Source organism: Chryseobacterium cucumeris (genome assembly GCF_001593385.1).
In the GTDB taxonomy this organism is placed as follows: Bacteria; Bacteroidota; Bacteroidia; order Flavobacteriales; family Weeksellaceae; genus Chryseobacterium; species Chryseobacterium cucumeris.
Map to the genome: position 1 here is coordinate 154,344 of NZ_LUVZ01000023.1, position 19,534 is coordinate 173,877.

Sequence of the window (19,534 nt, forward strand, 5' to 3'; positions counted from 1 at the left end):
GTAACCCCAAAAGATATAAAAGCCATCTACGCAAATACTAACTGACATTAATTTCTAATGTCAGTTTTATTTTTTAAGATAGAACAGGAAGTTATTACTACATTTTACTTTTTACATTGTATAAAAAAAGGTATTTTAGTACTATGAAAATTTATACAAAGACAGGAGATAAAGGTCAGACTGCATTGTATGGCGGAACAAGAGTTTCCAAAGCCAGTGCAAGAGTAGACAGTTATGGAAATATAGATGAGCTGAATTCATTCATCGGAATTGCAAAAAGCCATATCGAAGATGAAGAAGTGTTGAGACAGCTGAAGAAAATCCAGTTTGATTTATTCACTGTAGGTTCAGAGGCTGCAACCCCTGTGGATAAGCTGATGCTTGCCAACGGGAAATCACGTCTTCCGATTATTATTTCAGAAACAGAAATTGAAGAGCTGGAACAATGGATGGATGCTTTTGATGAAAAGCTGGAACCGCTTCAGTATTTTATCCTGCCAGGTGGAGGAAAACCGGCAACTTTTTTACACGCAGCAAGAACCATCTGCAGAAGAGCAGAACGTTCACTGGTATTTCTGAATGAATCAGAAGAAGTGCGTCCCGAATTGATTAAATATTTAAACAGGCTTTCAGATTATCTTTTTGTATTGGCCAGATATATTTCAAAACTGAACAATGAACCGGAAGAATACTGGAATCCGAATGAGAGATAAGGCATTACTTTTCATCAACGGTGATGTTCCAAAATCATTACCCGATCCGGAAAATTATGATTTGATTGCCTGTACAGACGGGGCTTTCCATTATTTAAAAAGAATGAGCTTTCCTTTGGATAAGCTGGATTTTATTTCCGGTGATTTTGATTCTCATTCCGGATCAGATGAAGATATGTATGAAGGGAAATTTATCCTTACGTTAGATCAGGAAAAAACAGATTTTCATAAAGCGTTGGAAATCATTCAGGAAAGAGGTTTTTCAGAAGTTGATGTTTTTGGAGGAAGTGGAGGCGAACAGGATCATTTTCTGGGAAATCTTACTGTTGCCTATGGATTCAAAGAGCAGATAAAAATAAAATTTTACGATGAATTTTCAGAGTATTATTTTATTCCCCATTATTTCACACTGAAAGGAGTGAAAAACAGAATGATCTCTCTTTATCCGTTTCCATCAGTAAATAATATCACAACAAAAGGTCTCAATTGGCCTTTGACCAATGAAAGTCTAAGCATCACTTCAAGAATAGGAACCCGGAATTTCGCTGTTGAAGATGAGGTTTCTATAGAGTATGAATCAGGGGATGTCTTGTTTTTTGTAGGGATCAAGGAGATTGAATATCCGGCAATTTATTAGAGTGATTATAATCAATAGAAATGGGCTTTACCCATTGTAAAAAAAGACTGTCATTAAACACAAATTACACCAATGTTTTTCACAAATGGCACTAATATCATATCCATAGGAACGGGCTTCAGCCCGTTTAATAAAAATACAAGAATCCATTGGCTTCAGCCAAAACTTATTAAAAACCATTGAATAAACTAATCAAAATATCAGTTTTTACCATTTCATTATGCTGTATTTTCTCATGCAAAACACAGCATTTTGAAACACCCGAATATGGAAAAAATGAAACTGAAAAAGTAATTCATATCAAGAAAGTAATTAATTTCCGTACGGTAGGAAATATCAAAAATGCAGATGGAAGAACTTTAAAAGAAGGAAAATTTTACCGGAGTGCCCATCTTCATAAGCTTAAAAAGAAATCTTTTGACGATTTTGAAAAACTCGGGATCAAAGAAATTATTGATCTTAGAAACTCAAAGGAAATTGCTGAAAAACCGGATCAGCTACCTTCAGAAACGGATTACAAAAAATATTCAGCGTTTGAAGATGAAGGAGATCAACTGGCTCAGGCCAAGAAGCTAGTTCTTAAAGGCAAAGTAAACGCTTCCGACGCAGATAAAAGAATGATTGATTTCTATCGTGAGTATGTGACAGAAAACCCGGAAACGATAAAAAAGATTATTACAGAAATTCTGGAGTCCAAAGATCCGATTCTTTACCACTGTACCGCAGGAAAAGACAGAACCGGAATTACCACCGCATTAATTCTTACCATTCTGAAATTTGATAAAGAAACTATTTACAACGAATATCTTTTATCCAATAATTACAGAAAAAATCTTGTTCAAAAAAGATTACGCCTTGCCAATACCTTACATTTCCTCTATCCTAAAATGGATTTGCAGGTGCTGGAAAAATTGAGTTGGGTAGAAAAAAGATATCTTGATGCAGCTTTTGAGGAGATCAATAAGAAGTATGGTTCTACAGATGGCTATATTCAGCAGGTATTAGGGATTTCAGATGCCAAAAGGAATGAATATATTCAAAAGTTTACGTATTGATTATCAGAGATAAATTTCTACAAGATTCAATATTGGGTGTTTATTTAAAATTATAATAATTTTAACACCTAAAAATGAAAGTTTTTTAGCAATTTTGCATTTCTTAATTCACTTGTTTAGAAATGAAAATAAAGTACTCGGAACTTATTGATCAGACATTATATTTTCCTACGGAGGAATTTAATGTTTCTGAGAACAATTTGTTGTTTCACGACGTTCCACTCATGGACGTAGTTGAACAATTTGGCACTCCGCTAAAGATTAGCTATCTGCCGAGAATTTCTCAAAATATTCAGAAAGCAAAAAGCTGGTTTAAAGAAGCTTTTGAAAAAACCGAATATAGAAAGAATTATACCTACTGCTACTGCACAAAATCCAGTCATTTTAATTTTGTATTGGAAGAAGCATTGAAAAATGATATTTCAATAGAAACTTCTTCTGCTTATGATATGGATATTGTAAAGTCTCTTTATGAAAAAGAGAAAGTAGATAAAAATATTGAAGTTATCTGTAATGGTTTCAAAACTGATGATTATCTGGCAAAGATTTCAGATATGATCAACAGCGGTTTTGAAAATATTACTCCGATTCTTGATAATTACAGAGAATTGGATAAACTTACGGAAAGCATCGATTCTACCTTTAATATCGGAATCAGAATTGCATCAGAGGAAGAACCGAAGTTCGAATTCTATACCTCAAGACTAGGAATCGGATATAAAGATATCATTCCTTACTATAGTCAGAAGATCGCAGAACATCCGAATGCAAGATTGAAAATGCTTCACTTCTTCATCAATACCGGGATTAAAGATACTTCTTACTACTGGAATGAATTGTACAAATGTCTTCGTGTATATGCACGTTTGAAGAAAATCGCTCCTGAAGTAGATTCATTGAACATCGGAGGTGGTTTCCCAATCAAAACTTCTTTGAACTTTGATTATGACTATCAGTATATGGTAGAAGAAATCGTTTCTCAGATCAAAAAATTCTGTGAAGAAGAAGGGGTGGAAGAACCTAATATCTATACTGAGTTCGGAAGCTTTACCGTAGGGGAAAGTGGAGCAAATCTTTATAAAATTATTTCTCAGAAACGTCAGAACGACAGAGAAAAATGGAATATGATTGACTCTTCTTTCATGACCACTCTTCCTGATACATGGGCAATTTCAAGACACTTTATTATGCTTCCGCTTAACCGTTGGGAAGATACGTATGAAAGAGTATTCCTTGGAGGACTGACTTGTGACTCGGATGATTATTATAACTCAGAACAGCATACCAACGCAATTTATTTACCGGTCTTCAGTGATACAAAACCTCTGTATATCGGATTTTTCCACACTGGAGCGTATCAGGAAACCATCGGAGGATATGGTGGAGTACACCACTGTCTGATGCCTCAGCCAAGACACGTCCTGATTCAGAAAGATGAAAACGGTGAATTGCAATACGAAATTTTCCGTGAAAAACAGGAACCTGAAGATGTATTGAAACTTCTTGGTTATAAATAATTTTACAATCATAGAAAAGTCAATTGGCTTTAACCAAAACTTATAGAAAACAAAAGCTCTCAGATTCTGAGAGCTTTTTTATCTAAAAATATTTTGAAATTTTGTCCAGTTCCAGATCTTCATAATCAGAAACTACTGTATCTGCTAACGTGTAATCCTGATTTTTAGAATGTGGACTTCTGTATGCGGCACAGAAAATTTTTGCTCTGTGAGCTGCCAGAATTCCGTTGGTAGAATCCTCAATCACCATACAGTTTTCAACAGGTTCTCCGGCCATTTCTGCCGCCAGTAAGAAAACTTCAGGATGAGGTTTTGATTCTTTTAAATCGGCGCCGCTAATCTTTCCACTGAAATATTGCTCCAGTCCGAATTTTTCAAAAACCATATTGATGGTTACCATCGTTGCAGAAGAAGCCAGAATCAGCTTGACTCCATTTTCGTGATAATGCTCGATCAGTTTTCTTACTCCCGGAATTAAGTCAAACTCATCATCATTATCAAAATAATCTTTGAAATGAGATCTTTTGATTCCTGCAATGGCTTCATAAGTCTGATCTAAATTAAATTCATTAATCAATGCCTCAGAGACTCTTTTGGTGGAAGCACCAGTAAAAGAGGTGTAAAGCTCCTCGGAAACTACAATTTCCAGTTCGTCAAAAGTTTTGAAATAAGCTTTTCTATGTAATGGTTCCGTATCTACAATGACTCCATCCATATCGAAAAGTACAGCTTTTAAAGGCATATAATGAGTTTTATACAAAAATAGCTATTTGAGTCGAGAGTGGAAAGGGAAGAGGTAACAGATGATAGGTTTTAGGTAGAAGATAATATACTATGAGTGGTAAATTCTGATCCTCATAAACTCTCCTACACTCTTACTCTCCAACTCATAAACTCTTTGTATCTTTGTGGTCAATATTTCAATTTTAAAACATTAAAATTTTTAAATAAAGCATGAGAACATACGCAGGAATTCCCGAGGAAAACGCAACGTTAGAGAATTCGAAAGTAATGTTGGTAACTGTTCCTTATGATGGAACTTCAACATGGGGGAAAGGAGCTGATAAAGGTCCGGAATTATTCTTAAACGCTTCCGAAAACATGGAGCTTTACGATATTGAAACTCAAACAGAACCTTACTTACAGGGAGTTTACTTAGCAGGAGAAGTTTCTGAAAATTCTTCACCGGAAGCAATGACGGAAGCGGTTTATCAGAAAACAAAAGAACTTTTGAACAATGATGGTAAATTATTTACTCTTTTTGGAGGAGAGCACTCTGTTTCTATCGGTTCTATCCGTGCGGTAGGAGAGAAGTTTGAAAACCTTACTGTTCTTCAGTTGGATGCTCACACAGATTTACGTCCTGAGTTCCACGGTTCTACTTCCAACCATGCTTGTGCAGTTTTTGAAGCGAATCAGAAGCATAATCTGGTACAGGTGGGAATCCGTTCTATGGATATTGAAGAAGCGCAATATTTACCTGAAGGAAGAGTATTCTTTGCTCACGAAATTGCCAACAACGAAAACTGGATCAATGATGTATTGGAGAAAGTATCAGGAAATGTTTATATCACAATAGATTTAGATGCTTTTGATCCTTCTATTGCTCCATCTACAGGAACTCCTGAGCCAGGTGGATTACAATGGTACCCAACTCTGGAATTATTAAGAAAAGTATTTGAAAAATGTAACGTAGTAGCATTTGACATTGTAGAATTGATGGATTCTCCAATGGCTAAGCCAACGGCTTTCCTTTCTGCGAAGTTATATTACAAAATGCTTGCTTACTACGATATTTATAACAACAACTAATATTCCGCAAGAATCGGATTTTTTCTGCCGTATATTCTTTGGAAATTTGTGAGGTAAAAACAATAATATGATGTCCACACAAAGTCAGATAGATTATAACAGAATTGCCAAGGCGATAGAATATATCCAGAGCAATTTCAGGCTTCAGCCAAGTTTGGAGGAAGTGGCAGAGAATATTCACTTGAGCCCGGCTCATTTTCAGAAGATCTTTACAGATTGGGCAGGAACAAGTCCGAAAAAATTTTTACAGTTCATCAGTCTTGAACATGCTAAAAATTTATTGAAGGAAGAAAAAGCAAGTTTGTTTGATACCGCTTATGAGACGGGCCTTTCCAGTACCAGCAGGCTTCATGACCTGTTTGTAAAGATTGAAGGAATGTCTCCGGCAGAATATAAAAACGGAGGAAAAAGCCTCAGTATTCATTACAGTTTTTCCGAAAGTCCTTTCGGGAATTTATTAGTAGCTTCTACAGAAAAAGGAATCTGCTATATGGCTTTTGAAGACGATAAAGAAAAAGCATTCGGGGAACTGAAACAAAAGTTCCCTAATGCTTCTTTTATTGAAAAACAGGATGCTCTTCAAAAGAATGCACTGTCCATATTCGATAAAGACTGGACAAAACTCAACACAATAAAACTACACTTAAAAGGTACCGATTTTCAGTTGAAAGTATGGGAAAGTCTATTGACCATTCCGATGGGAAAGCTTTCTACGTATGGCAGCCTGGCAGAAAAAATTGGGAATCCTAAAGCTTCCAGAGCTGTTGGAACGGCTATCGGAAGTAATCCGGTTGCATTTCTTATTCCATGTCACCGCGTGATTCAGTCTACAGGGCATCTGGGAGGTTACAGATGGGGAAGTGATAGGAAGCAGCTTATTGTAGGTTGGGAAGGATCCCATATTTACTCTTAAAATATTTTATCACAAAAGGCACAAAAGGAATCTACATTATTAAGTTTTGGCTAAAGCCAATGGATTAGATTATTTTTTTTAATGGGCTTAAGTTCTTTCCGATTGATATAAAATTCGTGTCATTTGTGAATAACATTGGTGCCATTTGTGTTTAATGAAAGAATCTTTTGTGACTTTTGCGGTTGAAAAATATTAAATTTAAATTTCGACTAAAGTCTGTTTCTATTGATATAAAATTCGTGTCATTTGTGAAAAACATTGGTGTAATTTGTGTTTAATAATAAAAACATTTAATTAGAAAACTATGATGAGTCTCTTCGAAGAAATATCAGATTATCCACTGAATATCCTTCCCCATGATGGAACTGTTCATTATTACGGTAAGGTTTTCTCCAAAGAACAATCAGATTTTTACTATGATTATCTGCTCAGCCAGATTCCGTGGGAAAATGATGAAGCACTGATTTTTGGAAAATTAATTTTAACTAAAAGGAAAGTAGCCTGGTTTGGAGAAAAAGCTTTTGAATATACCTATTCGAAACGAACAAAATATGCCCAATTCTGGACTCCCGAATTACTGGAACTGAAGAAAAAATGTGAAGAAGTTTCGGGCGAAACCTACAATTCATGTCTGCTCAATTTATATCACGACGGAAGCGAAGGTATGGCTTACCACAGCGATGGGGAAACAGATCTGAAGAAACATGGAGCTATTGCTTCTTTAACCTTTGGAGCGGAAAGAAAATTTTTATTCAAACATAAAACAACCAAAGAAAAGGCAGAAATATTCCTCGAAAACGGAAGCTTATTAATTATGAAAGGAACCACTCAGGACCACTGGCTTCATAGACTTCCTCCCACTACAAAAGTGAAAACACCCAGAGTAAACCTGACCTTCAGAACCATTGAAGAATAGTTTTTAAAAGAATATTTATCCACAATTTTTGTTTATTACCTTTATCAATAGAAGTGGGCTTTAGCCCACTTAAAAAAAAAGAACAAAATCATCGGGCTTTAGCCAAAACCTAAAAACAAAAACTTCAACTCCTCAAAAATAAAAGAGCTGTTCAAACGAACAGCTCTTTCAATTTATTTTAAAACATCAGCTTCAATAGAGCTGTCGTTATATACTTTGATAAATGCCTTGGTGTAATCCTCTTTATTGGCAAAATTCGGGTTATCCATAAACTTTTGTGGATTGATGGCGAAAAGTGGGAACCACGTACTGCTGATCTGAATCTGGATTTTGTGTCCTTTTTTGAAGGTATGAACCACATCCTGAAGTCTGAAGTTTACAGCCGTCTTCTGGTTAGGAACCAAAGCTTCTCCCTTTTCTTTGGTATTTCTGAATCTTGCAGGCATGATCTCACTTCTTACCATCTGGTGATAGTTCCCATAGATAACACCTTCTTTCTTTTCTGCCGGCTTGAAATCTTCAGGATAAACATCAATTAATTTTACGGCAAAATCAGCATCTGTAGAAGTGGAAGCAATATTCAGTTTAGCCATAATCTCTCCGGCAAATGTAATATCATCAGTCAGTACATCGGTAGTAAAAGTTAATACATCTGGTCTTCCTACAGCAAATCTCTGATCTTCTGACATATAATTTTTTGGAGTGAATCCATTAAAATCTTTTAAGTGATCTGAACTCAATACAGGATTATTAGGATCACTGTAATATTCAGAATAGCCTTGTCCTGATGATTTTTTCAAGGTTTTATCAGCCAGATAGAAATTCACTTTCTGAGCATTTCTCGGAGGGTAAGAAGCAAATTCTTTCCATTCTTTAGCACCGGTATCATACATCAGCGCTTCAGGAAGTCCTGCATCTTCTTTGGTATTGCCTTTCAGGTAATGATTGAAAAATTTTGTTTCAATATTTTTTTGGTAGTAAGTAGCAATACTATCTCCAAAATACGTTTCACTGTGGAAATGTTTTCCCTGCTCCTGAGACCAGCCGCCATGGGAAAAAGGTCCCATTACTATGGTGTTTTTAGCTTTAGGGCTTGTCTTTTCAATAGTTTTATAAATATTCAGAGGACCAGAAAGATCTTCTGCATCAAACCATCCTCCGACAGTCATTACAGCGTGGTTAATATTCTTCAGGTGAGGAAGAAGACCTCTTTTCTGCCAGAATTCATCGTAGTTGGTATGATTCATAATTTCTGTCATGAAGAAATTATTCTTGTAATATTTTTCATATCCATCTTTCAGCGTACCCATATCTCTGTAGAATTTCAAACCGTCTTCAGAAGTCTGTTTGATGAAAGAATCCATATACCATGCCTGCTCTTCCGGTTGTGTTTTCTGAACGCCAAAAACAGGAAATGTTCTGAAATAGCCTAGCATAAATCTTCCGTTGTGAAGGAAGTCGTCATTCCAGAAATCGGAAATCGGTGCCTGTGGTGAAGAAGCTACCAAAGCAGGATGCTGTGACAACGTTCCTACAGCAGTATAGAATCCCGGGTATGATGTTCCGAATTGGCCTACTTTACCATTGTTATCTTTCACATTTTTCAAAAGCCATTCGATGGTGTCATATGTATCCGTACTTTCATCAACATCTTTTTTGGTTTTGCGCTCCACCTGCGGAGTCATATTGGTAAAAGTGCCTTCACTCATATATCTTCCGCGTACGTCCTGATACACGAAAATATACTTGTCTTTCATAAGATACGTGTTGGGACCTACCTTTGCTTTATATTCACTTTCTCCGTACGGTGCAATGCTGTAACAGGTTCTCTGCATCAGGAACGGATATTTGTTTTTGTTCGATATATCTTTCGGAATATATACCGCAGTAAAAAGTTTCACGCCATCACGCATTGGAATATAAAATTCTTTCTTGGTGAAATTGTCTTTAACGAAGGTATCTTTCTGTTCCGTTTTCTGAGCTTTTCCATGAATGAAAAAAAGAATACATAATACTGAAATATGGATTTTCATAAAAAAAATTTACCGCTAATTTAAAAATAAAAACATGTTTATTAATAATCTTGTTTAAAAGGTTGTTGTAAAAACCACCCCGTCAAAAATTCTTTGAATTTTCGCCACCCCTCCGGAGGAGGGGAATATTATATCTTCAGTTGTAACGGAGCTCAGGATTATATTTCAGGTTGCCCCATAGAAATAGCCGGAAAGATCCGGCCATTATCAAAATATATACAGAAGTATGATGTTGCTTTACTTCGTCTTTTTACCTGCAAATTTATTCAGTTTCATGCTGATGGAGAACATGATGTATCTTTTCAGGATGAGATCTTCACGGTCTTCAAAATAAGAATCGGTAATGGTTCTTCTCACGCTTTGATTTTGATTTAAAACGTCATACACCTTTACTTTTGCTGTAAACTGTTTTTTATAGAATGAATATCCAAGGCTGGTATTCCAGAAGTAGAAATCTTTTTTAAAGCCCGGAGCAATATTGGAATTGGTATTGTATTCAAAATCGTTTCCAAATACGAGATTGCCTTTCAGTATATAATTGGTCAGTTCAAGTTTTAATGACTGATTCGCTGTATTTACATTGGTTACATTATAATTGGTATAATTGGAGAAACTATATCCAAGTCTGTAAGAGGGCTTGATCGTCATTTTATCTTTAATTTCATAAGTAAGATTAAGACCTGGGTTTAGATTATAAGAATTGCTGGTGAAAGATTGCCCATCAATAAAACCGTTATTGTAAGCATAATTCATGGTGAATCTTGGATTGATAATAAGTTTATTATTCTTCCATTTCAATACTTTACTGAAACCTCCGCCGGCATTGATGCTTTTATTTCCGCTTACGTTGTCATAAGTGATTACCTGTTTTCCTGCATTATCATAGGTGGAAAAATTGATGATATCATTATTTCTGTACGTAAAACCAATATTGAAATAGTAGCTGAACTCTTTCACTTTATTATAATTATTGAAATATAAATAAAGATTGTTAGTCCAGGTATTTTTTAAGTCAGGGTTTCCCTGATAGGTAATCAAAGGATTGGATTCATCTTTATAAGGAGTCAGTTGTTCTGCTGTCGGAATGGTGAAGTTGGAATAGTTGTAAAAGCTTAAGGTTTTTCCTTCAGTCAGCTGATAGTAAAGGTTCACATTATATTGGGGCAGTACAAAATTTTTCTGAAGGTCATATTGCTGGCCGTTATAAATAGAATTTACCTTCATATCCGAAATATCAAGATTCATGGAAGCCCAGAAATTCAGTTTCTTTTTGCTAATCTGGTAAGTCAACTCAGGAGATATCTGATTGATTCTTTGCTTCATATTGTTGGATAAAAGCTGATTGTATTTAGTATAATCTCCTGTTGTATTATCAAAATCATTTACATTTCTCAAATCTCTGGAAGATCGGGTTTCATATTTCAATTCAAAACTTACACTTGAAGAATCGGAAACAGGTTCTGTATATCCGGCAGTAAAATTGAAACTGCTGTTCTGATTTTTATTTTTGGCTAACTGATCCCTGTTGTCTTTTGTGGTTCCATTAGTTTGATAGAACGTATTTTGAGATTGGTTCAGGTTATCTCTTTTAGATTCAGAAATGGAACTGTTCATATTAGCGGAAACCGAACGTCCTTTTTTCCTGAACTTTCTTGAAAAATAGAGGTATGGATTGAATGAATTGCTTTCCGAATCATTACTTGAATAAGCATTACTTTCATTTACAAGTTTGCCATTATTTAAAGTAGATGAACGTGAATTATTAAAATTGAAACTGCTGTTTTTCGTAAATCTTGGAGAAAGATAGATACTCGTCATAGAATCCAGCTTGATTTTAGCCGAAGTATCAAAGCTGTATTGTTTGGACTCATTTTCACCATTGCTTTCAGAATTGGTTTGAAGCGTGTAAGTAGGGAGAAGGGTAGATCTTGAAACTTTAGATCTTGTTTCCGTATTGGAATCGGAATGCATCAGGCTGAAGGAATCCAGATCGGCATCTTTTCCCAGCTTGTCACTGTAATTTAACCCAATTGTTGTAGACCTTTGAATTCCTTTCGTACCACCTCCCTGGTTATAGTAAGTCACATTTCCTACCGTTGAGACAGATCCTCCCTGCATCATCCAGGCATTCCGGCCATTTCCCATACTGTCAAAAACCTCATCTCTGGAGAATCCCTGAGAGTTGATATTATTGGAAGAAGCCAATAGGCTTATTTTCGTGTCACCCTTAAAATAACTGGCCAGTCCGCTTGCTTCATACCGCTTGTCTGATCCATAGCCGACCGTAAGTCTTGTCAGTAAACCTTTATTTTTCTTTTCATCAATATTAAAATTGATGGTGGTATTCTGAGATTTTGCTGCTTTTCCGCTGAGTTCTTCCTCCTTGGTTTTGGTGGTGGTGAACTGAATATTCTTAATAATATCTGCGGGTAAATTCTGAAGAGCAATTTTACCGTCTTTATCAAAGAAAGGCTTTCCATTGATCATGATCTGGTCTACTTCTTTGCCATTCACGGTAATCTTTCCTTCATTGCTGATTTCTACACCGGGGATTTGCTTCAGAAGCTCTTCAATTTTACTGTCTGGGCGTACTTTGATAGCAGCTGCATTAAATTCAATAGTGTCTTTTTTAATTTTTACCGGTGAAACGGTGATTTTTACTTCATCAATTTTATTTACAATACCTTGCTTCTCCAGCTGAATATCTCCCAGAGATAGCGACTGATCTATTTTTTCGAATTTTTTTGAATAGGAAGATAATTTATCAGCATCAATTTTGAGAATGGAAGGTTCTTTCATATCATCAATCTTCAGCGAGAATTTCCCTTCCCTATTGGTTGCCGTATAATTGATAATGGATGAATCTTTTTGTTTCAAAAGATAGACGGTGGCATTTTCTATCGCTTTCTTTTCGGAATCGGATATTTTTCCGTCAATGTGTAACTTTTGGGCGTGCAGAATAATGACAGTGAACATCAAAGTCAATAGCAACAGAGTTTTCTTCATTAGTTTTTTTTTCAGAGCCGTAAAAATATAAAAACATCCCAAAGTTGGGATGTTTCTATGCTTTTTTTGTGAAAATTTATTATTTTTTAATAAAAATTATGCTCTTAAATATCTTGAGTAAGCATATCCTTCCTGGCCGTCAGCATTTTTTACTTTCCACCAGTCATCAGAAGTTTGCTCAATGAGAGTTACAGAAGAACCTTTTGCAGCTTTACCTACAACGGCAGCTTCAGTAGAAGGTTCCTGTCTGATGTTAAGATTAGATTCTTCAGTAGCCACTGTTAAAGAAGCACCTGAAGCCAAACCTGCAACCTGTACATCAATATTGATATCTGAAGCAGAATAAGTAGAATCAATAGCTCCCAGAGCATTCCATACAGCATCTTTAGCTGCAGTATTGGAAGCATTTCCGGAAACATAAAGAATTCCGTCCTGCTCCTGAACCTGAAGATTGGAGATCCCTGCAGACTGTGCCGCTGAAACTACACTTGAATATTTATCTTGTAATTGGCTCATCTTAAATTATTTTACGATTAGGTTGTTGTTATACTTTCCGATTTTCAAAGCATCTACTGATTCCTTGATTTTTCTGGCCTGCAAAGCAGAAACATTTCCTGTAAGAGTAAGCTGTCCGTTGACAACTTCCACTTTTACAGAAGGGAAATCCTTCACTGCATCCTGAACTTTTTTCTGAACAGCAGGATCTACAGCAGATGCCGTTTCAACTGGTGCTGCAGGTGCAGGAGCTGCTACGGTAGACATATCCATTACGTCTTTTACTCCGCTGATGGCTTTTAATTTAGCAATCATTGCGTCTTTAGACTGTTGATCTGCGAAAGTACCGCTTAAGTGAGCTACACCTTCTTTTACTTCAACAGAAGCATTGGGATTAGAAGTTACTATAGTTGTAGCCTGAGTCTGAAGGTCGGCATCAGAAACTTTCTTTTTACAAGAAATAGCACCGAAAGATACAGCTACAGCTAATGCAGCCATTGCAATAGTTTTTTTCATATTGTATATTTATTAATGTTGTTATACACTCAAATGTAATAATAAAATTTGTACCAAAAGAATAAAAAGTCAATAAATGTTTCTTAATTTTTTTACAATATTTTCTAAACCAGGGTTTTAATTTTTGGGGATTAAAAACTTAATGTAAAATTCAACTCTATAGAAGAAAATCGTCTGCCAATTGAAAAACCATTATATTTGCGCAAATTGAACTATATATATGAAAGGACAGAATAAACTTTTTATAGCAATTATCATTGCCCTTCTTCTGGGAGTAGGAATCGGAGGTATTGTACACGTGAGCTATCCGGATAGTGCAGAACCCTTTTCTAAAAACATAAAACTGTTGGGAACGGTTTTTATCAGATTGGTACAGATGATTATTGCTCCATTGGTTTTTACGACATTAGTAGTAGGGATTGCCAAAATGAGTGATATCAAAATGATTGGAAGAGTAGGTACAAAAGCCATGCTTTGGTTTATTTCAGCTTCTCTGATTTCCCTTTTTATCGGGTTGATCCTTGTTAACTGGCTGGAGCCGGGACATGTTACCAAATTACCAATTCAGGATGTCGCTTCTGCTGACGAACTTCTTAAAAGCAGCAAAAGTTTTTCCATGGAAGATTTCGTAAAACACATGATTCCTAAAAGTTTATTTGAAGCCTTCGCTACCAACGAAGTACTGCAGATTGTTGTATTTGCGGTGATGTTTGGAGTTGCTTTGGCTAATCTGGGAGAAGAATATGCTAAACCAGTTGTGAAACTATTTGATATTATTGCTCACGCCATTCTTAAAATGGTAGGGTATATCATGTGGTTTGCTCCGCTTGGAGTATTGGGAGCTATTGCAGCCGTAGTGGCCACCAATGGTTTTGAAATTTTTAAAGTATATGCTATTTATTTAAGAGACTTCTTCTTTGCTATAGGAGTTCTTTGGCTGGTCCTTTTACTGGTAGGATATTTCATCCTAGGAAACCGTCTTTTTGACCTTTTAAAAAGAATTAAAGAACCTTTGCTAATTGCTTTCTCTACAACAAGTTCAGAAGCAGTATTCCCGAAATTGGTGGAAGAACTGGAGAAATTCGGGTGTAACAGCAGAGTAGTTTCTTTTATTTTACCATTAGGATATTCATTCAATCTGGATGGAAGTATGATGTACATGACATTTGCTTCAATCTTTATTGCTCAGATCTACGGAATCGAAATGACCCTTGGACAGCAGATCACTATGCTTTTGGTACTAATGCTTACGTCAAAAGGGATTGCAGGAGTTCCAAGAGCTTCTCTGGTAATTATTGTGGCAACATGTTCAATGTTTGGTATCCCGCCGGAAGGTATTGCTTTGATTTTACCAATTGACCATTTCTGTGATATGGGTAGAAGTATGACCAACGTACTTGGAAATACGCTGGCAACCACAGCAGTTTCAAAATGGGAAGGGCAGTTAACTGAACCATTAGACAAAATTTAAATATCAATGAGTTTAAACAACTTAGAAAATCATAAAAGCCATATTGAAAAATATGGCTTTGCTGTTATCAATGATGTGTTTTCGCAGAAAGAACTGGAAGACATCAATGTTGTTCTGCAAAATATAGACACTTCAAAAGAAAATTTTAGAAAGTCTGAAGACCTTTTTGCTATCAGGCAGTTCTTAAAAGAAGTTCCGGAAATCAAAGATCTTGTGTTTAATGAAAACATCCGGAAAGTGATAAAGGAAATTTTTGGAGAAAAATATTTTGTGGTTAAAAGTATCTATTTTGATAAGCCTGAAACCTCCAACTGGTATGTGGCCTATCATCAGGATCTTACTATTTCTGTGGATAAGAAGTTGGAACTCGCTAATTTCGGACCTTGGACCACCAAACAAAATCAGTTTGCGGTACAGCCTCCACTCAACGTTTTGGAAAATATCTATACCATCAGAATCCATCTGGATGATACGGATGAAAATAACGGAGCATTGAAAGTAGTTCCCAAATCTCATGCAAAAGGCATTTACAGACCCGAGACTATTGATTGGACTGTAGAAACAGAAGAAATCTGCAACGTAGAAAAAGGGGGAATTATGCTGATGAAACCTTTAACGCTTCATGGTTCCAACCGAACCACCAACGGAAAGAAAAGAAGAGTCATCCACATCGAATTTTCTGATATGGAACTTCCGGAAGTCCTGCAATGGTCGGAAAGAATGAATTGAAAAATAAACCCTTCTTCAAAATTCTGAAGAAGGGTTTATTTTAGTATTAATCACAGGAGATGATTTCACCATACGGCTTGTCTATATTTTCTTTATGATAGGAGAGAAATAGCAGGCCTTCTTTAGGGTTGGGATCCCAGAAAGATGTTGGTGTGGAGACTTTCATCTTTGTTTTCAGTATATTTTCAATCATACTATCCTTACTTCCAAAAGTTGTAACAGGAGTAATTTCCTGAATTTTTGATGTATCATCTATTTTTACTTTATAGATAGCAAAAGACTGCTTAGGCTTGAATCCACTGATCTTTGATAAATCAGATCTATATTCGGTTCGGGTTTCATCATAGCAACGGGTAAACTGTAAGCCTATAAACCTGAATGTATTATTATTTAAATAAGTAAAGGCTTTTTCCAGATTTTTAAGCCACGATTTTTCATCTTTTGTTGGTTTATTTTCCAGTTTTGATTTTGGAGTACAGGATGAAATGGAATAGGTGTTATTGTATTGGTTTAAAAAGATCAGATATCTTTCATTGACCAGGACATCAATTTCACAAGCTCCGGAATAGGAATTTCCAATGAGTCCTCTCACATTCATCGTTTTGAATGTTTTAGCTCCCTTATATACTTTTTCAATTTCAATATCTGCTTTATAGGATCTTTGCTCAGTATTTTCGCCATATACTTTCAAAATTCTGATAATACCTACAAATTCTGAATTTTGATAATTGTATGCTAAGGTTTCATATACACATTTACAAGCTGAAACTTTTATAATGCTTAAAAGTAAAAAGAGTAGTAATGATAATTTTTTCATAGGTGTTGTTTTTTGTTTTTTTACTTCACAGCAATTTCATCAATAAAGATATAAGCATCACCGCCTGCTCCCTGATGCCATTCCGGAAGTTTTCCGAAGTAGTAAGCTTTTACTTTAATATATCGTGCTTCGGTAGGAAGAATTTCTGTTGAAAAGTCTTTGATCTGTACTTTTTCATCCTTAGGATCAATAGTATTGTCAACCGTTTTCAGTAGGACAAAATCTTTTCCGTTCATGGAGGCGTAATATTCTACTTTTTTAGGCATTATAATCCATGCTTTGCTGTCCTGAAGGTAAGTGGAAGATAATGATTTTATGTTCTTAGGGGACTTAAAATCAATGACTGCCTCAAAATTTTGTCCCTGATATCCGTGCCATTCCCCTTTTCTCCAGTTCACATCTCCTCTGATACCGTCAATAAGAGCAAGGTTTCCGGTAGCGCTGTACTGTGGTGTCACTTTTGATAAAATATTAATATCCCAGTAATTAGGTCTTCTGTTGAAGTGAGCTGTGGTTACAGAACTTTTTTCTCCGTTTCTTTCAGCATAAGCCATTACCTGAGTGGTTTTGGTGATGGAGAATGGTCCTTTATAGGTAGAGAACGTCTTTCTTTTATTGCTGTCACTTTCATCTATCGTCATGTAGTACACTTTGTCATTGGCATTAAGTGGAGTGATTTCTACCTTGGTAGAAAAATCAAAAATTCTGTCTGCAGCAATTACTGGTGAAGCGGTTTGTTCAGCATATTTAAAATCTTTAGCCGATTTCACATTTTCGAATCCCAGTTTTTTAAGTCCAGCTCTGCCAGTAGTTTTGGTAATTGTTCTGGTAGTACCGTCTTCAAGATGAATTTTAATTTCGTCAAAATAAGGCGTTGTGGTTTCCCATTCCGGTAATCCCGGAGTGACAGAATAAATTCCCATTGAGCTTAAAACATACCATGCACTCATCTGGCCACAGTCTTCATTTCCGATAAGGCCGTCAGGTGTATTTTTATAAAAATTATCAAGGATGTATTTGATTTTTGCATCTGTTTTTTCTGGCTTATCAACGAAATTATATAAATAAGCAATGTGATGGCTTGGTTCATTTCCCTGGGCGTATTGTCCTATCAATCCTGTGATATCCACTTGTTCTCTTCCCGTTGTTTTATCAGGTGCTGTAAAAATAGCATCAATGAACTGTTCAAATTTTTCTTTTCCGCCATGCGCTGCAATAAGCCCCGGAATATCCTGCTGTACAGAATATGAATAATGCCACGAGTTTCCTTCCGTATAATTGTTATTGACTTCTCTCGGATCAAAAGGCTCATACCAGTTCCCGTTTTTTCTTGGCTGCATAAAACCTGTTTTTGGATTGTAAAGGTTTTTCCAGTTCTGAGAACGTTTCATGAAATACTGATAGTCTTCTTTCTTGCCTAAAATTTTCGCCATTTGAGCAATACACCAATCGTCATAGGCATATTCTACTGTTTTGGAAACACTTTCATGCTCGTCATCTATGCTGATATAATGATTCTGTTTGTAAGCATTCAAACCAAAAATATCCTGCATGGCAGAACCTTTTGCAGCCTGAAATGCCTTTTCATAATCAAACCCCTGAATTCCCTTAGCCATAGCATCTGCAATGACGGAAACAGAGTGATAGCCAATCATACATTCTGTTTCGTTGGAAGCCAGTTCCCATACCGGAAGTTTTCCTCCCTGTTCGTATTGTTTAATGAAGGTATTGATAAAATCAGCAGTTCTTTTTCTGTCAATTAAAGTCATCAGCGGATGAGCGCCTCTGAAGGTGTCCCAAAGTGAAAATACAGTGTAATAATCAAAACCATTGGCGGTATAAAGCTTGTTATCTCTGCCTCGGTATTTTCTGTCAACATCCATATTGATGTTCGGTTGTGTGAAAACATGGTAGAGTGCAGTATAAAAAACAGCTAATTTGTTTTTATCATCAGATTTCACCTCAATTTTGGAAAGTTCTTTATCCCAATTCGTTTCTGCCTGTTTTTTTACTGCTTCAAAATCATTAGATGTTCCTTCTGCCAGCATATTTTTTACTGCTCCTTCATAGCCTGTAGGCGAAACAGAGACTTTTACATTGATCTTTTCTCCTTTTTTAACATTAGCTGAAAATGCCAGAGCAAGTTTTGTCCCCGTAAAAAGATTGTCTTCTTCTTTTCCATTGGTGTCTTTTTTTGAAATTTTCATAGGCTTTGAAAACACAATTCTGGCATAGATGTACTGATTGGTAGCCCACGCTTCACTTCTTCTGAAAACTTCAATGGTTGTATCATCAATAATCTTTACTTCACCTTCCAGAAGCTTATCTCTGTGGTTGAGGTCTAAAATGATATTGGCATTTCCGGCATTGTTGAAAGTGTATTCATGATACCCGACTCTTTTTGTCGTTGTAAGGCGAACATCAATATTATTTTTATCTAATTTTACAGCATAGAATCCTGCTGTTACTTTTTCATTTTTATGCGAAAATTTTGAAGAATAGTCTTTGCTGTTCAGGCTTGGATTTCCCATAGTAGGCATCAGCATAATGTCTCCATAATCAGAAACTCCTGTACCGTTTAAATGAGTATGAGAAAAACCGTAGATGACAGAATCCGAATAATGGTATCCGCTGCATCCGTCCCAGCTTCCGTCAATTCTGGTATCGGGAGAAAGCTGTACCATTCCAAAAGGAACAATTGCCCCTGGAAAAGTGTGACCATGGCCTCCGGTTCCTATCATGGGGTTGACATATTGGGAATAATTCTGTGCGGAAATAATTTGAGTAATACATATGGAAAATGCAATAAGCCCTTTTTTCATGTTTTGATTTTAAAGAACGAAGATATTGAAAAACAGTAAAAGAGATGTAATAAAAGAACATTACGGTTTGTCTTATTAAAAA

General features: G+C 36.0%; 16 protein-coding genes. 9 read left to right on the forward strand and 7 right to left on the reverse strand.

Features of this window, described 5'->3' with window-relative positions:
* Nucleotides 1-143: 143 nt before the first annotated feature.
* The 4 genes from A1704_RS13145 (at nt 144) to A1704_RS13160 (ending at nt 3,922) form a co-directional block, all read left to right on the forward strand.
* The gene (locus tag A1704_RS13145; protein WP_041461407.1) at nt 144-713 is read left to right on the forward strand and encodes a cob(I)yrinic acid a,c-diamide adenosyltransferase; all 570 of its coding nucleotides are present in this window, start codon (nt 144-146) and stop codon (nt 711-713) included.
* Entirely contained in the window at nt 703-1,350 is a 648-nt protein-coding gene (locus tag A1704_RS13150) for a thiamine diphosphokinase (protein ID WP_062674781.1), read from the forward strand. Before A1704_RS13145 ends, A1704_RS13150 begins: the two co-directional genes overlap by 11 nt.
* 179 nt (nt 1,351-1,529) lie before the next feature.
* Nucleotides 1,530-2,405, forward strand: a complete 876-nt coding sequence (locus A1704_RS13155) for a tyrosine-protein phosphatase (RefSeq protein ID WP_062674081.1) — start codon at nt 1,530-1,532, stop codon at nt 2,403-2,405.
* 122 nt (nt 2,406-2,527) lie between these two features.
* Nucleotides 2,528-3,922, forward strand: a complete 1,395-nt coding sequence (locus A1704_RS13160; protein ID WP_062674083.1) for a type III PLP-dependent enzyme domain-containing protein — start codon at nt 2,528-2,530, stop codon at nt 3,920-3,922.
* Nucleotides 3,923-4,004: 82 nt separating this feature from the next.
* On the opposite strand, the gene A1704_RS13165 is transcribed toward A1704_RS13160, so the two are convergent.
* The gene (locus A1704_RS13165) at nt 4,005-4,664 is read right to left on the reverse strand and encodes an HAD family hydrolase (protein WP_062674086.1); all 660 of its coding nucleotides are present in this window, start codon (nt 4,662-4,664) and stop codon (nt 4,005-4,007) included.
* A 212-nt stretch (nt 4,665-4,876) separates the two neighbouring features.
* Here A1704_RS13165 and speB point away from each other — a divergent pair, with 212 nt between their 5' ends.
* From speB to A1704_RS13180, 3 genes are all read left to right on the forward strand, one after another.
* Nucleotides 4,877-5,734 carry an agmatinase gene (gene speB, locus A1704_RS13170; protein ID WP_062674087.1) on the forward strand — a complete coding sequence of 286 codons (858 nt, stop codon included), beginning with the start codon at nt 4,877-4,879 and terminating at the stop codon, nt 5,732-5,734.
* 70 nt (nt 5,735-5,804) lie between these two features.
* Complete coding sequence (locus A1704_RS13175; protein WP_082798782.1) at nt 5,805-6,647, forward strand: bifunctional helix-turn-helix domain-containing protein/methylated-DNA--[protein]-cysteine S-methyltransferase; 843 nt, start codon at nt 5,805-5,807, stop codon at nt 6,645-6,647.
* 307 nt (nt 6,648-6,954) lie between these two features.
* Nucleotides 6,955-7,563 carry an alpha-ketoglutarate-dependent dioxygenase AlkB family protein gene (locus A1704_RS13180; protein WP_062674782.1) on the forward strand — a complete coding sequence of 203 codons (609 nt, stop codon included), beginning with the start codon at nt 6,955-6,957 and terminating at the stop codon, nt 7,561-7,563.
* A 173-nt stretch (nt 7,564-7,736) separates the two neighbouring features.
* Here A1704_RS13180 and A1704_RS13185 read toward each other — a convergent pair whose 3' ends face one another.
* From A1704_RS13185 to A1704_RS13200, 4 genes are all read right to left on the reverse strand, one after another.
* On the reverse strand, nt 7,737-9,596 hold the full coding sequence (locus tag A1704_RS13185; RefSeq protein WP_062674091.1) for a CocE/NonD family hydrolase: 1,860 nt from the start codon (nt 9,594-9,596) through the stop codon (nt 7,737-7,739).
* Between the two features lie 237 nt (nt 9,597-9,833).
* Nucleotides 9,834-12,602: a TonB-dependent receptor gene (locus tag A1704_RS13190; protein WP_062674784.1), complete on the reverse strand. Its 2,769-nt coding sequence runs from the start codon at nt 12,600-12,602 to the stop codon at nt 9,834-9,836.
* Nucleotides 12,603-12,698: 96 nt separating this feature from the next.
* Nucleotides 12,699-13,118 (reverse strand): SH3 domain-containing protein, encoded by a 420-nt coding sequence (locus A1704_RS13195; RefSeq protein ID WP_062674092.1) that lies wholly within the window; start codon nt 13,116-13,118, stop codon nt 12,699-12,701.
* A gap of 6 nt (nt 13,119-13,124) precedes the next feature.
* Nucleotides 13,125-13,613, reverse strand: a complete 489-nt coding sequence (locus A1704_RS13200) for a BON domain-containing protein (RefSeq protein ID WP_062674094.1) — start codon at nt 13,611-13,613, stop codon at nt 13,125-13,127.
* 220 nt (nt 13,614-13,833) lie between these two features.
* Here A1704_RS13200 and A1704_RS13205 point away from each other — a divergent pair, with 220 nt between their 5' ends.
* Together A1704_RS13205 and A1704_RS13210 are read left to right on the forward strand one after the other, a co-directional pair.
* Nucleotides 13,834-15,084, forward strand: coding sequence for a dicarboxylate/amino acid:cation symporter (locus tag A1704_RS13205; protein ID WP_047434424.1), 1,251 nt, complete (start codon nt 13,834-13,836; stop codon nt 15,082-15,084).
* A gap of 6 nt (nt 15,085-15,090) precedes the next feature.
* A complete protein-coding gene (locus tag A1704_RS13210; protein WP_062674096.1) occupies nt 15,091-15,813 on the forward strand; it encodes a phytanoyl-CoA dioxygenase family protein in 723 nt (240 codons plus the stop codon).
* A gap of 46 nt (nt 15,814-15,859) precedes the next feature.
* Here the strand turns inward: A1704_RS13210 and A1704_RS13215 are convergent, their stop codons facing one another.
* The gene (locus A1704_RS13215; RefSeq protein ID WP_062674098.1) at nt 15,860-16,630 is read right to left on the reverse strand and encodes a hypothetical protein; all 771 of its coding nucleotides are present in this window, start codon (nt 16,628-16,630) and stop codon (nt 15,860-15,862) included.
* Nucleotides 16,631-16,650: 20 nt separating this feature from the next.
* Nucleotides 16,651-19,452 (reverse strand): GH92 family glycosyl hydrolase, encoded by a 2,802-nt coding sequence (locus tag A1704_RS13220; RefSeq protein ID WP_062674100.1) that lies wholly within the window; start codon nt 19,450-19,452, stop codon nt 16,651-16,653.
* Nucleotides 19,453-19,534 lie beyond the last annotated feature (82 nt).

What these genes read in the sequence shown, in the direction of transcription:
- A1704_RS13145 (WP_041461407.1), top strand. Translation starts at nt 144, where the DNA reads ATGAAAATTTATACAAAGACAGGAGATAAAGGTCAGACTGCATTGTAT.
- A1704_RS13150 (WP_062674781.1), top strand. Translation starts at nt 703, where the DNA reads ATGAGAGATAAGGCATTACTTTTCATCAACGGTGATGTTCCAAAATCA.
- A1704_RS13160 (WP_062674083.1), top strand. Translation starts at nt 2,528, where the DNA reads ATGAAAATAAAGTACTCGGAACTTATTGATCAGACATTATATTTTCCT.
- A1704_RS13165 (WP_062674086.1), bottom strand. Translation starts at nt 4,664, where the DNA reads ATGCCTTTAAAAGCTGTACTTTTCGATATGGATGGAGTCATTGTAGAT.
- speB (WP_062674087.1), top strand. Translation starts at nt 4,877, where the DNA reads ATGAGAACATACGCAGGAATTCCCGAGGAAAACGCAACGTTAGAGAAT.
- A1704_RS13175 (WP_082798782.1), top strand. Translation starts at nt 5,805, where the DNA reads ATGTCCACACAAAGTCAGATAGATTATAACAGAATTGCCAAGGCGATA.
- A1704_RS13180 (WP_062674782.1), top strand. Translation starts at nt 6,955, where the DNA reads ATGAGTCTCTTCGAAGAAATATCAGATTATCCACTGAATATCCTTCCC.
- A1704_RS13185 (WP_062674091.1), bottom strand. Translation starts at nt 9,596, where the DNA reads ATGAAAATCCATATTTCAGTATTATGTATTCTTTTTTTCATTCATGGA.
- A1704_RS13190 (WP_062674784.1), bottom strand. Translation starts at nt 12,602, where the DNA reads ATGAAGAAAACTCTGTTGCTATTGACTTTGATGTTCACTGTCATTATT.
- A1704_RS13195 (WP_062674092.1), bottom strand. Translation starts at nt 13,118, where the DNA reads ATGAGCCAATTACAAGATAAATATTCAAGTGTAGTTTCAGCGGCACAG.
- A1704_RS13200 (WP_062674094.1), bottom strand. Translation starts at nt 13,613, where the DNA reads ATGAAAAAAACTATTGCAATGGCTGCATTAGCTGTAGCTGTATCTTTC.
- A1704_RS13205 (WP_047434424.1), top strand. Translation starts at nt 13,834, where the DNA reads ATGAAAGGACAGAATAAACTTTTTATAGCAATTATCATTGCCCTTCTT.
- A1704_RS13210 (WP_062674096.1), top strand. Translation starts at nt 15,091, where the DNA reads ATGAGTTTAAACAACTTAGAAAATCATAAAAGCCATATTGAAAAATAT.
- A1704_RS13215 (WP_062674098.1), bottom strand. Translation starts at nt 16,630, where the DNA reads ATGAAAAAATTATCATTACTACTCTTTTTACTTTTAAGCATTATAAAA.
- A1704_RS13220 (WP_062674100.1), bottom strand. Translation starts at nt 19,452, where the DNA reads ATGAAAAAAGGGCTTATTGCATTTTCCATATGTATTACTCAAATTATT.